7 protein-coding genes and 2 pseudogenes are annotated in these 14,518 nt (G+C 72.1%); 3 read left to right on the forward strand and 6 right to left on the reverse strand.

What is annotated here, in order from left to right; genetic code table 11:
- Position 1 precedes the first annotated feature (1 nt).
- Positions 2 to 1,564, reverse strand: coding sequence for a hypothetical protein (locus Asera_RS18130; RefSeq protein ID WP_051802621.1), 1,563 nt, complete (start codon positions 1,562 to 1,564; stop codon positions 2 to 4).
- Between the two features lie 441 nt (positions 1,565 to 2,005).
- Here Asera_RS18130 and Asera_RS18135 point away from each other — a divergent pair, with 441 nt between their 5' ends.
- The gene (locus tag Asera_RS18135) at positions 2,006 to 4,714 is read left to right on the forward strand and encodes a glycosyltransferase (protein WP_084132191.1); all 2,709 of its coding nucleotides are present in this window, start codon (positions 2,006 to 2,008) and stop codon (positions 4,712 to 4,714) included.
- A 27-nt stretch (positions 4,715 to 4,741) separates the two neighbouring features.
- Here Asera_RS18135 and Asera_RS18140 read toward each other — a convergent pair whose 3' ends face one another.
- Both Asera_RS18140 and Asera_RS18145 read right to left on the reverse strand, forming a co-directional pair.
- Positions 4,742 to 6,952: a bifunctional glycosyltransferase/CDP-glycerol:glycerophosphate glycerophosphotransferase gene (locus Asera_RS18140; protein WP_051802667.1), complete on the reverse strand. Its 2,211-nt coding sequence runs from the start codon at positions 6,950 to 6,952 to the stop codon at positions 4,742 to 4,744.
- Between the two features lie 22 nt (positions 6,953 to 6,974).
- On the reverse strand, positions 6,975 to 9,317 hold the full coding sequence (locus Asera_RS18145) for a bifunctional glycosyltransferase/CDP-glycerol:glycerophosphate glycerophosphotransferase (protein WP_051802622.1): 2,343 nt from the start codon (positions 9,315 to 9,317) through the stop codon (positions 6,975 to 6,977).
- 608 nt (positions 9,318 to 9,925) lie between these two features.
- On the opposite strand from Asera_RS18145, the gene Asera_RS18150 reads away from it, so the two are divergent.
- Both Asera_RS18150 and Asera_RS18155 read left to right on the forward strand, forming a co-directional pair.
- Positions 9,926 to 10,069, forward strand: a complete 144-nt coding sequence (locus tag Asera_RS18150; protein WP_157034997.1) for a hypothetical protein — start codon at positions 9,926 to 9,928, stop codon at positions 10,067 to 10,069.
- A 38-nt stretch (positions 10,070 to 10,107) separates the two neighbouring features.
- The gene (locus Asera_RS18155) at positions 10,108 to 10,980 is read left to right on the forward strand and encodes a PhzF family phenazine biosynthesis protein (protein ID WP_030447887.1); all 873 of its coding nucleotides are present in this window, start codon (positions 10,108 to 10,110) and stop codon (positions 10,978 to 10,980) included.
- A gap of 149 nt (positions 10,981 to 11,129) precedes the next feature.
- Here the strand turns inward: Asera_RS18155 and sucB are convergent.
- From sucB to lpdA, 3 genes and pseudogenes are all read right to left on the reverse strand, one after another.
- Positions 11,130 to 12,647, reverse strand: a pseudogene (gene sucB, locus Asera_RS18160) (2-oxoglutarate dehydrogenase, E2 component, dihydrolipoamide succinyltransferase); the annotation flags it as partial.
- Positions 12,648 to 12,832: 185 nt separating this feature from the next.
- Positions 12,833 to 13,000: pseudogene (locus Asera_RS33985) on the reverse strand (biotin/lipoyl-containing protein); the annotation flags it as partial.
- A 53-nt stretch (positions 13,001 to 13,053) separates the two neighbouring features.
- On the reverse strand, positions 13,054 to 14,496 hold the full coding sequence (gene lpdA / locus Asera_RS18165; RefSeq protein ID WP_035297653.1) for a dihydrolipoyl dehydrogenase: 1,443 nt from the start codon (positions 14,494 to 14,496) through the stop codon (positions 13,054 to 13,056).
- Positions 14,497 to 14,518: the final 22 nt, after the last annotated feature.

The raw sequence follows: 14,518 nt of genomic DNA on the forward strand, positions 1-14,518 counted from the left end.
GTCAGCCGATCCGGTAGAGCCCGTCGCGCGGAAACAGCAGGCTGTGCGCCACCGAGGTCAGCCGCAACCCGGCGGCGCGCAGCCGGGCCGCGTGGCTGGGGTAGGCGACCAGCCAGTGCACCCGGTAGGCGCGCAGCAGCGCGGCCCGGCGCGCCGGTGGCGTGGCCGGGTCGAGCATCGTCGCCGCATCGTCGCGGCGGCGCTCGTCGCCGGGCAGCCACGGCTCCGGATACACCGACGCCACCGGGTAGATCCGGTACGCCGGGGCCATCCGCTTGGCGTGGTAGGTGTCGGCGAGGATCCGGGTCCCGGCCGGCAGCTCCCGGGCCAGCCAGCGGTAGTCCCCCCAGCTGTGCTTGACCTGCATCCGGGTCGCGAGCGCCGCCGGGATCGGGGTGCCGAGCTCGGCCACCCCGGCCTGGGTCCAGCCGCCGACCGCGAACACCGTGACGGCCAGCGCGCCCGCGTACAGCCGGGCCGTCCGGGTGCCGCTCGACAGCACCGTGACGAGCTCGATCCCGGCCGCGATCTGGCCGGCGAGCAGGAGCATCGGCCAGGCCCGGCCCCAGGCGTACGCGCCGGTCAGCAGCCCGTAGCCGACCGGCACGGCGGACAGCAGTGCGAGCAGCACCAGCGGGTCGGTGCGGCTGCGGCGAAACCGCAGCGCCAGCGCCGGGACGCCGACGACCAGGCCGAGCCCGTACAGGTCGAACATGTTGCGGTAGAGCGGGCGGTGGATGGCGTCGAGCTGGCCGGTGTCGCCCAGCAGCGACGTGATCGAGAAGTACGGCCAGGCCGCGACGAGCACCGCGGCGCCGACCGCGGCGCCGGCCAGCGCGAGCATCCGGCGCAGGGTGAGCCGGCGCCGGTGGGCGACGAGCAGCGCGATGGCGCCGAACCCGGCGCCCAGCGCGGTGAACTGGTGGTCGAGCAGGACGTCGGCCCCGAGCACCGCGGCCACCGGGTACGGCCACCAGCCGCGGCCACCGGCGAGCGCGTACGCGAGGACACCCCACAGGTGCAGGGTGATGCCGAGCGCGAAGGTGCTCGGGTAGTAGAGGGTCTGGCCGAGCGAGGCCAGACCGTACGCGCCGGACCAGAGCAGCAGCTGGGTGCCGTTGACCAGGACGACCGCGGCAAGCGCGCACAAGGGCGCCGCGGGGGCGCGGCTGAGCCGGCGGACGAAGTGGTGCATGCCGCTCGCGACCAGCAGCGCGTTGACCACCGCACTGATCCGGAAGATCGTCCACGGGTCGAGCCCGCCGAACCGGAACCCGAGCGCCTGTAGCAGCGTGAACGGCGAGTAGTAGACGCTGCCCGGCTCCGCGACGCCGGTCATCGGGTCGGGTGGATCGTGCAGGTTGCGGCTGAACTGTTCGATGACCGCCAGATGTATCCCGGTGTCACCGCTCCACGGCGGCCGCCGCGCGACCAGCAGGCCGAACGCCGCGGCGAGGACGTACAGGGCGATCACCGGCGCGAGGGTGGCGAGCCGGCGCCCGGGTGCTGCGGTCCCATCGGCGTCCGGACGGCTGGAGACCGCTGCGGACGGCACGCCTGCCATGCGCCCTCCTCGCCGCGCCGCGGCCGTACTGCGTCGAGAGGGTGCCCGGGATGGGCCGTTCCCCGTTTCCCGCCACCTCTCGGGTCGTTTTCGAGAATGTCTCAGCGCGTGGTCGGTCAGCAGCGGAACGTGGGAATTGGCCGACGGTTGGCGGAGCTTTTGCCGGCCCCACGGGGTAGTTCACGCTCCACTGGCACCGGCCTTACCAGGGGAGGTGACTCAAAGTACTTAAATGAGTCCGTTATTGTAATCAGGTCGGTTTGCCCTGCCGGGGCGACCGGTGCCGCGGGGGTGGCATCGGGCAGCCGGCCGCCCGGTTCGCCGGGACGTGCCACGTCCGGACGTGGCTGGACGTGTAGCGACTGCAACGTGCAGAAATCGCCGAGTGACCCTGCGCAGTGGGGTGCTGCGCTCGGCCGGTGGGGCGCGGGTGGGAGAGAGATGGCGCGATCGAGGTTCAGCGCGAAGTTTCGCCGGATCCGGCACCGCATCAAGATCATCAAAGACTTCGAGTCGCACGCGCACTGGCGCGCCGCGCCGATCCAGCACGACACCGTGCTGTACGAGTCGTTCTCCGGCAACGGGATGCTGTGTAACCCGGAGGCGATCTTCACCGAACTGCTCGCCGCGCCCGACCAGCAGCACCTGCAGCACGTCTGGGCGCTGTCGGACTTCCACCGCTACCGCCAGACGATCCAGCGCTTCGCCGGCTACCCGAACGTCAGCTTCGTCAAGACCAACTCCCGCGCCTACTACCGCGCGCTCGCGACCTCGAAGTACCTGATCAACAACGCCACCTTCCCGCCACAGTTCGGCAAGCGGGACGGGCAGGTCTACCTCAACACCTGGCACGGCACGCCGCTGAAGAAGATGGGGTACGACATCGAGGGCGGTGGGCCGGAAACGCGCAACGTCATCCGCAACTTCGTGATGGCCGACTACCTGCTGTCCGGCAGCGAGTTCATGACCCAGCAGATGTACCAGACCGCGTACAAGCTGCGCGGCATCTACCGCGGATCGATCGTCCAGGAGGGCTTCCCGCGCATCGACCGGCAGTTCTGCACCCCGGAGCAGGCTCGCCGGATCCGCGGCCAGCTGCGCGATCGCGGCGTCGTGATCGACCCCGGCCAGCAGATCGTGCTGTACGCACCGACCTGGAAGGGCAACTCCTTCCACCGGCCGCAGGACGATGCGGATGAGCTGCTCGCGCGGATCAGCGAGCTCAACGCGCGGATCGACACCAGTCGTTACCGGGTGCTGCTCAAGGTGCACCAGCAGGTCTACAGGTACGCGATGGACCGACCCGAGCTGCGCGGCCTGCTGGTACCCAACGACGTGCCGGCCAACGTCGCGCTCGGCATCACCGACGTGCTCGTCACCGACTACTCCAGCATCTTCTACGACTTCCTCGCGACCGGCCGGCCGATCCTGTTCTACGCACCGGATCTCGCCGACTACGACGGCGAGCGCGGGCTCTACGTCGGTACCGAGGCGTGGCCCGGGCCGGTGACCGACCGGATCGACGAGCTCGCCGCCGCGCTCGACAGCCTGGGCACCGACCACGACGTCACCGCCGCCAGCCAGTCCCGGTACGCCAAGGCCGCCGCCGACTACGTGCCGCGCGACGACGGGGGAGCGGCCGCGCGGGTGGTCGACGTGGTGTTCCGGGGCCGCCGGGACGGCTACGACGTGCGTACCGACCTGACCGACGGGCGTGAGTCGATCCTGATCTACCTGGGCGGCATGCGGACCAACGGCATCACCACCTCGATGCTCAACCTGCTCGACAACATCGACTACGACCGGTTCGACGTGTCCGCGCTGTACAGCTACCGGCGGCGCAGCCAGGACCGGGTGAAGAACGAGGCCCAGCTCAACCCGAACGTCCGGCTGTTCCCGTACATCGGGGGCATCAACGGCAGCAAGCGGTTCACCCTCGCGCGCCGGCGGCTGCTCGCCCGGGGACTGACCGCGCCGCGGGTCGACCTTGACGCGCAGAACCGGCTGTTCGCCGACGAGTTCCGCCGGGTGTTCGGCGATGCCCGATTCGACTACGTCGTCGACTTCAGCGGGTACGGGCCGTTCTGGGACTACGTGTTCCTGACCGCGCCGGCGCGTTGCAAGTCGATCTGGATGCACAACGACATGGCCGCCGACCGGCTGCGCGAGGTGAACGGGCGCCGGCCGCTGGAGGCCGGTCTCGGCGCGGTGGCCACCACGTACCGGTACTTCGACCGGCTGGTGTCGGTGTCGCCGGCACTGGCCGCGATCAACCGGGCCAAGCTCGGCGCGATCGCTGGCAACGCCGAGTTCACCGCCGCGGTCAACACCATCAACTACCGCGCCATCCTGGCCCAGGCCGACGCCGACCTGCTGGCCGAGCTGCCGGCGCCGGAGGGCGGCGAGGCCGGCGGCGAGGAGAGCGTCGTCCCCGACATGGGCGACGACCCGGTCGTGGAGGCGAAGCGGCAGGAGTCGCGGCGGCAGGCGGCGGAGCGGCGCGCGCTGATCGAGCGCATCATCGCCCCACCACCGGGGGTCACCACGTTCGTCACCGTCGGCCGCTGCTCGCCGGAGAAGAACCACGCGCGGCTGATCCGGGCGTTCGCCCAGGTGCACGCGGAGGAACCGGCGACCCGGCTGATCCTCGTCGGCAGCGGCCCGCTGTACCACCAGCTGGAGCAGCTGGTCGGGCAGCTGGGGTTGACCGACTCGGTGATCCTGACCGGCCAGCAGAACAACCCGCACGCGATCCTGCGGCGCGGCGACTGCTTCGTGCTGTCCAGCGACTACGAGGGGCAGCCGATGGTGATCCTGGAGGCGCGGGTGCTCGGCCTGCCGGTCGTGTCGACCGACTTCGCCTCGGTCCGGGGCTCGCTGCCGGACGGCGTCGGCCTGGTGGTGCCGCGCACCGAGGACGGGCTCGCCGACGGGATGCGGGCCCAGCTGCGCGGAGCCGTACCGAATCCGCCGTTCGACTACGAGGCCTACAACGCCGAGGCGGTACAGCAGTTCTACCAGGCGATCGGCGCGGCCCGCACCCGGCCGGCGCCGCACCGTTCGACCGCGGCCGTCGCGGCCGCCACGGACGCGATCGGGGCGGCGCCCACGCGACTGCTCGGGATACCCGGCGCCGCCCGCCGGCGCTGACGCGGCGACGGCACTGCCGCGCCGCGGTCAGCGCCCGGCCCGGTCGGCGGCGGCCCCGCGCGCCCCGGCCGGCAGCTCCGGCTCCTCGCCCAACATCAGCTTGCGTACCACCCGTTCCGCCGCCCGGCCGTCGTCGAAACCGCAGAACCTGTCCCGGAACGCGGCGAGCAGCTCCCGGGTCGCCGGGGTGTCCACCGCGCCGGTGCGGAACGCCTCGACCAGCTCGGCGTAGTCGCGGGTGAACAGCCCGGGTGGCGCCGCCGCCAGGTCGAAGTAGACGCCCCGGGTGTCCCGGTAGGCGTCCCAGTCCGGCGCGTAGATCACGATCGGCCGGTCCAGCACCGCATAGTCGAACATCGCCGACGAGTAGTCGGTGACCAGCACGTCGGCGACCAGGTACAGCTCCTCGACCACCGGGTACGCCGAGACGTCCAGCACCGCGCCGTCCGGCTCGCCGCCGGTGCCCTCGGCGTAGAAGTAGTGCGCCCGGGTCAGCAGCCGGTGTCGCGGGCCGAGCGCGGCGACGAACTCGGCCGGATCGAACAGCGGCCGGTAGTCGGGCTGGAACTCGCGATGGGTCGGTGCGTACAGCACGACGGTCTCGTCCGGGCCGATGCCGAGCCGCGCGCGCAGCGCGCTGACCCGGGCCGCCGTCGCGCCGACGAGGGTGTCGTTGCGCGGGTAACCGTATTCCAGGGTGCGGAAGTCGACCGGGTACGCCTGGTGCCAGATCGTGCTGCTGTAGCCGTTGGAGCTCAGGTCGTAGTCCCAGGCCGTGCAGCGGGCCAGCAGGCTCTGCCTGGTGGCGTGCTTGCCGGCCGGTGCGAGCGGGTTCGGCCGCTCGTCCACTCCCATCGACTTCAACGGGGTGCCGTGGTGGGTCTGCAGGAACACCGTGCCCGGCCGCTTCACCAGATAGTTGCCGAAGTTGTTGTTGTTGACCAGGTATTTCGCGGTGGCCAGGGCGCGGAAGAACGCCGGCGTGTCCTGCACGACGTACTCCACGCCGGATGGCATCGACCGTGCGCCCTCCGCGGTGACCACCCACACCCCGCGCACGTCCGGCGCGAGCTCCCGGGCCTTCTCGTAGATCGCCTTCGGGTTGCAGGCGTACCCGCGGCCCCAGTACGCGCAGTAGAGCGCCAGGTGTTCGTCGACCGGGCGGCGCAGCTGCGCGTGGTAGTAGCCGCGCAGCAGGCTCTTGCCGGCCAGGCTGCGGCCGCGGTGCGCGGCCCGGCGCGCCCGGCGGACGACCCGCCGGCCGTCCCGCGCGCCGCGGTACGCCGCCCGTACCGCGGCGACCGCCGGCCACGACCCGGACACCAGCAGCCGGTACCGGACGCCGTCGCCGCCGCCCGGCGGCACGAACCCGGTCGGTTTCGATCGCCGGGCCAGCGCGGACGCCTGCCGGAAGTACTCGCGGCGGTCGGCGGCACCGAGCCGGCCGGAACCCAGCAGCACGAACAGGTGCTTGACCATCACCCGGTACAGCACCGGTACCAGCGGCGCGGCGGCCTCACCGAGCGCGGCCAGCCGGGCGAACACCAGCTCGTACTGCCGGATCAGGTCGAGGTTGCGGGCGCCGCCGGTGGCGAGGATCGACCCGCCGCGCTGCCGGTAGTGGTAGCAGACCGCGTCGGTGGCGGCGATCGAGCCGGCCGCGGCGAGCATCGGATAGCTCACCGGCAGGTCCTCGTACCACCCGGTGGGGTAGTCGATTCCGAGCCTCAGCAGGAACTCGCGCCGCACCACCCGGTTCCAGGCGGACGGGAAGACCCGGAAGACCTCCGGCCGGTCGATCGCGGTGCAGCGCTCCGGCAGCCCGGCCAGCAGGGCATCGCCCGGGTCGCGCTGGATCCGCCCGTCGGGATGGTTGATCTCGTGGCCGAGCAGCAGCACGTCCGGCTCGGTGGCCGCCAGCCGCGCGGCGACCCGGGCCAGCGACCGCTCGTCCACCCAGTCGTCGCTGTCGACGAACCACACGTAGTCACCGGTCGCCTCGGCCAACCCGGCGTTGCGGGCTCCACCCAACCCCCGGTTGGCCGGCAGGTGCAACACCCGCAGCCGCGGCTCGCGGGCCGCGTACTCGTCCAGGATGCGGCCGGAGCCGTCCGGCGAGCAGTCGTCGACGCCGATCACCTCGAGGTCGTCGAACCGCTGAGTGAACAGCGAGTCCAGGCACTCGACGAGGTAGTCCTGCACGTCGAAGGCCGGCACGACGACGCTGAGCAGGGGCACCGTGCGCACATCTCCTCCGGCGTCAGTCGCTCACGGTCTCCGGCACCGGATCGGCACGGCGCTCCTCCTCCGACATCGGCCGCTCGCCGATCGCCGCGTCGTCGACGCCGGCCTCCTCCTCGGCATCGTCGATCGCCGAGCCGTTCGGCGGCGTCGGCCGGGTCGGGATCGCGTTCGGCGCGATGACCTGCTCGCCGAGCAGGACCGACCGCACCACCCGCTCGGCGGCGTGCCCGTCGTCGATGGCGGCGAACCGGCGCCGGAACGCCGCCCGCAGCGCCGTCGTCTCGGCCGAGTCGTACGCGCCGCTGCGCAGCCCGCCGACCAGGTCGTCGGCACTGGTCACGAACAGTCCGGGCGGCTCGGCGGCGAGGTCGAAGTACACCCCGCGGGTGACCTGGTAGACCGGCCAGTCCGGGGCGTAGATCACGATCGGCCGGTCCAGCACCGCGTAGTCGAACATGGTCGAGGAGAAGTCGGTGATCAGCACGTCCGCCGCGAGGTAGAGCTCCTCCACGCTGGGGTAGGTGGAGACGTCCTGCATGTACGGCGAGGTGATCGGCCCGTGCCCCTTGAACACGCCGTTGTAGAAGTAGTGCGCCCGCACCAGCACGCGGTTTCCGGGGCCGAGCCGGTCGGCGAGCTCGGACGGGTCCAGGAACGGGTTGAGCCGGCCCTGGTAGTCGCGGTGCGTCGGCGCGTACAGGATGACCCGCTCGTCCGCCTCGATCCCCAGGCCGGCGCGGATCTCCGCGATCCGCTCCGGCGTCGCCGTGCTCAGCACGTCGTTGCGCGGGTAGCCGTACTCCAGGGTGCTGAACGAGCACGGGTAGGCGCGCCGCCACACTGCCGTGCTGTACAGGTTGGAGCTGACGTTGAGGTCCCACTTGTCGCACCGCGACATCAGCCGTTTGAGCGCGTCGCGGTGCTCGGCGGCCGGCTGGCCCAGCGCCCGCTCGTCCACGCCCATCCGCTTCAGCGGCGTGCCGTGGTGGGTCTGCACGTACACCGAGCCGGAGCGCTTGACGTACTCGTTGCCGAAGTTGTTGTTGTTGACGATGTACTTGGCCCGGGCCAGCACCGAGTAGAACGCCGGGGTGTCGAACACGACGTACGGCACACCCGCCGGCATCTCGTCCACCGACTCGGGCCGGACCGCCCACACCCCGCGCACGTCCGGGACGAGTTCGCGGGCTTTCTCGTAGATCGCCTTCGGGTTGCAGGTGTAGCCGCGGCCCCAGTTCGCGCAGTACAGCGCGAGCTTGTCGTCCAGCGGCCGGCGACGCTGCACCGCGTAGTGCGTCATGAGTGCGCGCTGACGCAGCCAACCCTTGACGCCGCCGCCGACGCGACGGGTCCTGCGGTACGCCTTGCGGGCCTTCTGCTTGACCTTCTTGTACATCCGCCAGCCGCGCCGCAGGATGACCGCCGCCGGCCAGGAGCCGCTCAGCAACAGCCGGTAGCGGATCCCGACCACACCCTCCGGCGTCGGGAAGCCGGCCGGCCGGGTGTCGCGCACCAGCGCGCCCGCCCGGGTGAAGTACTCCTGCTGGTGGCGGCCGAGTCGGCCGGAGCCGATGATGTAGAACAGGTGCCGCACCATCCGCAGGTACAGCTCGGAGGTCAGCGCTTCGGGCAGCTTGCCGAGCGCCTGCACCCGGTCCCACACCAGCCGGTACTGGTCGACCAGCTCCATGTGCCGCTCGCCGCCGCTGCGCAGGATCGAGTCGCGCCGCTGCCGGTAGTAGACGCAGGTCATGTTGAGCACCGAGATCTTCTCGGCGGCCAGCAGCAGCGGGAAGGTGACCGGGATGTCCTCGTAGTAGCCCTTGGGGAACGGGATGTCGAGCCGGGTCAGCAGCTCCCGGCGAATCACCTTGTTCCAGGCGGAGGGGAAGACGTAGACGATTCGCGGGAAGTCCTCGGCCTTGAACGGCTCCTCGGGCATCCGCCGCAGCAGCCAGTTGTACCCGTCCCGGCCGGTCGAACCGTCCCACCGCGACTTGACGTGTCCGAGCATCAGCACGTCGGGCTTCTCGGCGTCGAGCCGCCGGGCGATCGTGGCGAGGCAGTTGGGGGCGACCCAGTCGTCGCTGTCGATGAACCAGACGTACTCACCGGTGGCCTCGGCCAGTCCCGCGTTGCGCGCGCCACCCAGACCGGCGTTCTCGGCCAGGTGCACGACGCGGACCCGGGGGTCGCGCGCCGCGTACTCGTCGAGGATGGCGCCGCAGCGGTCCGGAGAGCGGTCGTCGACGCCGATCAGCTCGATGTCGGTGAAGGTCTGGTCCAGCAACGAGTCGAGGCACGGACCCAGATACGCCTCGACGTTGTATGCCGGCACGACGATGCTCAACAGTGCCAAGGGTGGGCACCTCCCAGACACGGGTTTCGGTGATGGACGGACATCGGGCCCGCGGGTCGCGTTCGGTTAGGGTCACGCTCGCGATGCCGCCGGGTCAACCGCCAAGATTAAGATACAGCGGGCGCTCCGGCCCCTCGGCCTGGGCGGTCGCGCTGCGCTGGGTGAGCTGGCGACTTCCCTACGTGGGCGTGATCGTGGACGGCGCGTCGCGGAGTGCGACGTTGGGCCCACGGGGTGCGATTCGGCCCCTCCTCACGGTTGGCTCTCCCAGCTGTTGACGCGCTCGTCGCGTCGCGGGCTCCGAACGTGACGTTGACCGTACCTTTTGTACGCGTATGCAGTTCGCGCGGGCTCACCGGATCGGCTCGGCGCCGGACGCGCACACGCGGGCCCGCAGTCCCTTCTGCGCGGGCCGTTCGGAACCGTCACCGGCCCTCCCGCCGCGCCGCCGGCCCACGATACCCAGATCCACGTCGTGTGTCCGAGCCCGCTGTCGGAGTCCGTGGCGCTCCCGCCGGTCACGGCCGGAACGTCACCTCCTCGGCGCGCGCCAGCGTCACCGCGTGACGTGCGTACCCGATCGAGCCCAGCACGCGGACTGCAGGTCGATGATCAACAACGCGCGGTCCGGCACCGGCACATCGTCGCACGCGGGTATCGGCGCCGGCTACGCGAAGTCCCGCCACCGGCCGGCCCGCTCACCGGCGGGCGCCGCCGAACTCGCCCGTACCGCCCTCGCCGCGCCCGACTGACCGCGGGGCGGCCGGCCGGTGTGGTGCAGGATGGGCGGATGGAATTCGGCTACGTGGACGTCTTCGCGACGGCGCCCTTCACCGGCAACCCCGCCACCGTCGTGCTGGACGCCGACGACGCGGACGAGGCGACCATGCGCGCGGTGGCCCGCGAGTTCAACCAGTCCGAGACCGCGTTCGTCCTGGCCGGCGCGGCGGGGGCCGACTGGCGGCTACGGGCGTTCACCCCGACCGGAGCGGAGGTGTACGGCGTCGGCCACTTCGCGCTCGGCGCCGCGGCGCTGCTCGCCGAGCGTGGCCGGCTGCCGGCCGGCCGCACCGGCTACGTGCAGCAGATCGGGACCGGCAGCTACCCGACCGAGGTGACGGCGGCCGGTGACGGCCGGGCCACGGTGACGATCGGCCAGGCGGCGCCCGAGTTCGGCGGCGTGGTCGCCGACCGTACCGCGCTGGCCGCCGCGCTCGGCCTCGATCCGGCCGACCTGGCGCCGGACGGCATCGCCGAGGTGGTGTCCACCGGCGCCGGGCATCTGCTCGTCCAGGCGGTCGACCGGGCCGCCGTCGACCGGATCCGGCCGGTACCCGAGCGGTTGCTGCCGGTGCTCGACGCGGTCGGCGGGGAGGGCTGCGCGGTGTTCAGCCTCGATCCGGCCGAGCCGGACGCGCACGCGCACCTGCGCTTCGTCAACCCGCGGATGGGCATCGACGAGGACCCGGCCACCGGTACCGCGGCCGGCCCGCTCGCGGTGGTACTGGTCCGGGACGGGCTGGTCGATCCGGCGCGCCCGGTGGTCGTCGCGCAGGGACACTCCGTCGGCCGGCCCAGCCGGCTCACGGTCCAGGTGGCCGGTGACACCGTCCGGCTCAGCGGTACCGGCCTGGTCGTCGCCGCCGGGTCGTTGCGCCGCTGACCATCGCGCTGCATCCACCCGGCGGCGGTGATCCCGCGCCGTCGACCGGTCGTGGCGAACCGAGGGCGAACGCCGCCGGGGCGGCCCGCACTGCGGCGGGCCGCCCCGGCGGCTGGATCGGGTGTCGGTTGGCTGTCCCCACCGGCCTCCTACAGGCCGAGCGAGGACTCGAAGTCGCCGGCCTCCAGCCGCTCCTTGACCGTGGCCAGGTAGCGGGCCGCGTCGGCACCGTCGACCAGCCGGTGGTCGTACGACAGGGAAAGGTAGACCATCGAGCGCGGCACGATGATCTCGCCCAGGTTCGCGTCGTCGACCACCACCGCCCGCTTCACCACGGCGCCGGCACCGAGCATCGCCACCTGCGGCTGCGGGAAGATCGGCGTGTCGAACAGGACGCCGACGCTGCCGGTGTTGGTCAGCGTGAAGGTACCGCCGGCCAGGTCGTCCGGGCTGACCGTGTTGTCGCGGGTGCGCCCGGCCAGGTCGGCGATGTGCCGGGCCAGGCCGGCCAGGTTGAGGTCACCGGCGTTGTGGATGACCGGCACGATCAGCCCACGGTTGGTGTCCACGGCGATCGCCAGGTTCTCGGTGTCGTGGTAGGTGACCGTCTTCTGCTCGGTGTCGATCGACGCGTTGAGCTTCGGGTGCTCCCGCAGCGCCTCGACCGCGGCCATCGCGAAGAACGGCAGGAACGTCAGCTTGACCCCGTGCCGCGCCAGGAACTCGTCCTTGGCCCGGGCGCGCAACTGCGCGATCCGGGTCACGTCGACCTCGATCACCGTGGTCAGCTGCGCCGCGGTCTGCAGCGACTCGACCATCCGCTTCGCGATGACCTGCCGCATCCGGGGCAGCTTCTCGGTCCGGCCGCGCAGCGGGCTCGGCGCCGCAGTGGGCGCCGCCGGTGCCGAAGCCGCCGCCGGCGCGGCCGGCTTCGCGGCCGCCCGCTTCTTCGCCTCGGCGGCGTCCAGCACGTCCTGCTTGCGGATCCGGCCACCGACACCGGTGCCGGACAGCGACCCGAGGTCGATGTCGTGCTCGGCGGCGAGCTTGCGCACCAGCGGCGTGACATAGCCGGACGGACCGTCGCCGCTCGGCTGCTGGCCGGTCGAGGCGGGCTGCTCCACCTGCGGCGATGCCGCCGGCGCGGTCTGCTGCACGGGCTCCGCGGTCTGCGCCCGCTGGACGGGCTGGCTCGGCGCGACCGGCTGGGCCGGTGCGGGCGTCGCCGCAGCGGGCTGGCCGGCCGGTTCGCTCGGCGCCGGCTGGCTAGGCGCGGGCTGGCTCGGCGCGACCGGCTGGGCCGGTGCGGGCTGGCTCGGCGCGGGCTGGCTGGGCGCTGCCGACGGCGAACCCGAACCGACGATCGCCAGGACGGTGCCGACGTCGACGGTCTCGTCCTCCTGCACCTTGATGTCCAGCACGGTGCCGGCGGCCGGCGACGGGATCTCGGTGTCGACCTTGTCGGTGGACACCTCCAGCAGCGGCTCGTCCACCTCGACGGATTCGCCGACCTGCTTCAACCACCGGGTCACGGTGCCCTCGGTGACCGACTCGCCCAGTGCCGGCATCGCCACCTCGGTGCCCTCGGCGGCGCCGCCGGTCGGCGCCGGCGCCGCGGCCGGCTGCTCGGGCTGCGCCGGTGCCGCGGCGGGCTGCGCCGGCTCGGGGGACTGCGCCGGCTCGGGGACTGCTCTGGCGCGGCGGGCTGCGCCGCCTCGGGTGCCGGCTGCTCGGACGGCGCCTGCTGCGGTTCCGCGGCCGGCTGTGCCGGAGCGGACTCGCCGTCGCCGGAGATCTGCGCCAGCTCGGCGCCCACGTCGACGGTCTCGTCCTCGGGTACGACGATGCGGGACAGCACGCCGGCGGCCGGCGACGGGATCTCGGTGTCGACCTTGTCGGTGGAGACTTCGAGCAGCGGCTCGTCGACCTCCACCCGGTCGCCCTCCTGCTTGAGCCACCGGGTGACGGTGCCCTCGGTGACGCTTTCTCCGAGCTGCGGCATGGTGACCGAGGTCGGCATGGGTAGGACTCCTCGCTTGCGATTCTTCGCTGGGGCGTCGAACTCGGGCGCGCTCAGCTGTGGACGTGCAACGGCTTGCCGGCGAGCGCCATGTGTGCCTCGCCGAGCGCCTCGTTCTGGGTCGGGTGCATGTGGACGAACGGAGCGACGTCGGACGGGAACGCCTCCCAGTTGTAGATCAACTGTGCCTCACCGATCAGCTCACCGACCCGGGAACCCACCATGTGGATACCCACGACCGGCCCGTCGCTGGCCCGGACCAGTTTGACGAAGCCCTGGGTCTTGAGGATCTGGCTCTTGCCGTTGGCGCCCAGGTTGTAGGTGAGAGTCTCCACCCCGTCGGCCCCGTACCGCTCGCGGGCTGCGGTTTCGGTGAGCCCCACCGAGGCGACCTCCGGTTCGCAGTAGGTGACCCGCGGGATGCCGGTCTCGTCGATCGGCCGCGGAGCGAGGCCGGCGATGTCCTCGGCGACGAAGATGCCCTGCTGGAAACCCCGGTGCGCGAGCTGCAGGCCGGGCACGATGTCGCCCACCGCGTACACCCCGGGCAGGTTGGTGCGCAGCCGCTCGTCGGTGGGCACGTACCCGCGGTCCATGGTCAGACCGAGCTGCTCGAACCCGAGGTCGGCGGTGACCGGGCCGCGCCCCACCGCGACCAGCAACACGTCCGCGTCGAACGTCGTGCCGCCCTCGACGCTGACCCGCACGCCGTCGGTGGTCTTCTCGACTCCGGTGAACGGGCTGCCGGTGACGTAGCCGATGCCACGGCGGCGGAACGCGCGCTCGACCGCCTTCGACACGTCCTCGTCCTCGGCCGCGACCAGCCGGGGCAGCGCCTCGACGATCGTCACGTCGACCCCGAACGAGCGCCAGGCGCTGGCGAACTCGACCCCGATCACGCCGCCGCCCAGGATCACCGCCCGCTCCGGCAGCCGGTCCAGCGACAGCGCGTGCTCGGAGGTGATCACCCGATCGCCGTCCACGGCGAGCCCGGGCAGCGACTTCGAGTACGACCCGGTCGCGAGCACCACGTGCCGGCCGGTGACGCGCCGGCCGTCGACGTCCACGGTGTCCGGGGCGACCAGCCGGCCGGTGCCCTCGATCGTGGTGATGCCGCCGCGCGCGGCCAGCGTCGACTGCAATCCCTTGTACAGCCGGGTGACGACACCGTCCTTGTACTTGTTGACGCCGGCCATGTCGATGCCGTCCAGGCTGGCCCGCACGCCGAACTGGGCCGCCTCGCGGGCGGCGTCGGCGACCTCGCCGGCGTGCAGCAGCGCCTTGGTCGGGATGCAGCCGCGGTGCAGGCAGGTGCCGCCGACCTTGTCCTGCTCGACGACCGCGACGGTCAGCCCGAGGCTGCCGGCGCGCAGCGCGGTCGCGTACCCGCCGCTGCCGCCACCGAGGACGACCACGTCATAGCTGTCGGTTGCCTCGCTCACGTCATCTCCCGCCTCACCGTGCCGCAACGTTGCGTGCCCCGGCCATCTTGGCATCCGGACACGAACGCCCGTTCAT

Source organism: Actinocatenispora sera, from assembly GCF_018324685.1.
Classification (GTDB): Bacteria; Actinomycetota; Actinomycetes; order Mycobacteriales; family Micromonosporaceae; genus Actinocatenispora; species Actinocatenispora sera.

What these genes read in the sequence shown, in the direction of transcription:
- Asera_RS18130 (WP_051802621.1), bottom strand. Translation starts at nt 1,564, where the DNA reads ATGGCAGGCGTGCCGTCCGCAGCGGTCTCCAGCCGTCCGGACGCCGAT.
- Asera_RS18135 (WP_084132191.1), top strand. Translation starts at nt 2,006, where the DNA reads ATGGCGCGATCGAGGTTCAGCGCGAAGTTTCGCCGGATCCGGCACCGC.
- Asera_RS18150 (WP_157034997.1), top strand. Translation starts at nt 9,926, where the DNA reads ATGATCAACAACGCGCGGTCCGGCACCGGCACATCGTCGCACGCGGGT.
- Asera_RS18155 (WP_030447887.1), top strand. Translation starts at nt 10,108, where the DNA reads ATGGAATTCGGCTACGTGGACGTCTTCGCGACGGCGCCCTTCACCGGC.
- lpdA (WP_035297653.1), bottom strand. Translation starts at nt 14,496, where the DNA reads ATGCCAAGATGGCCGGGGCACGCAACGTTGCGGCACGGTGAGGCGGGA.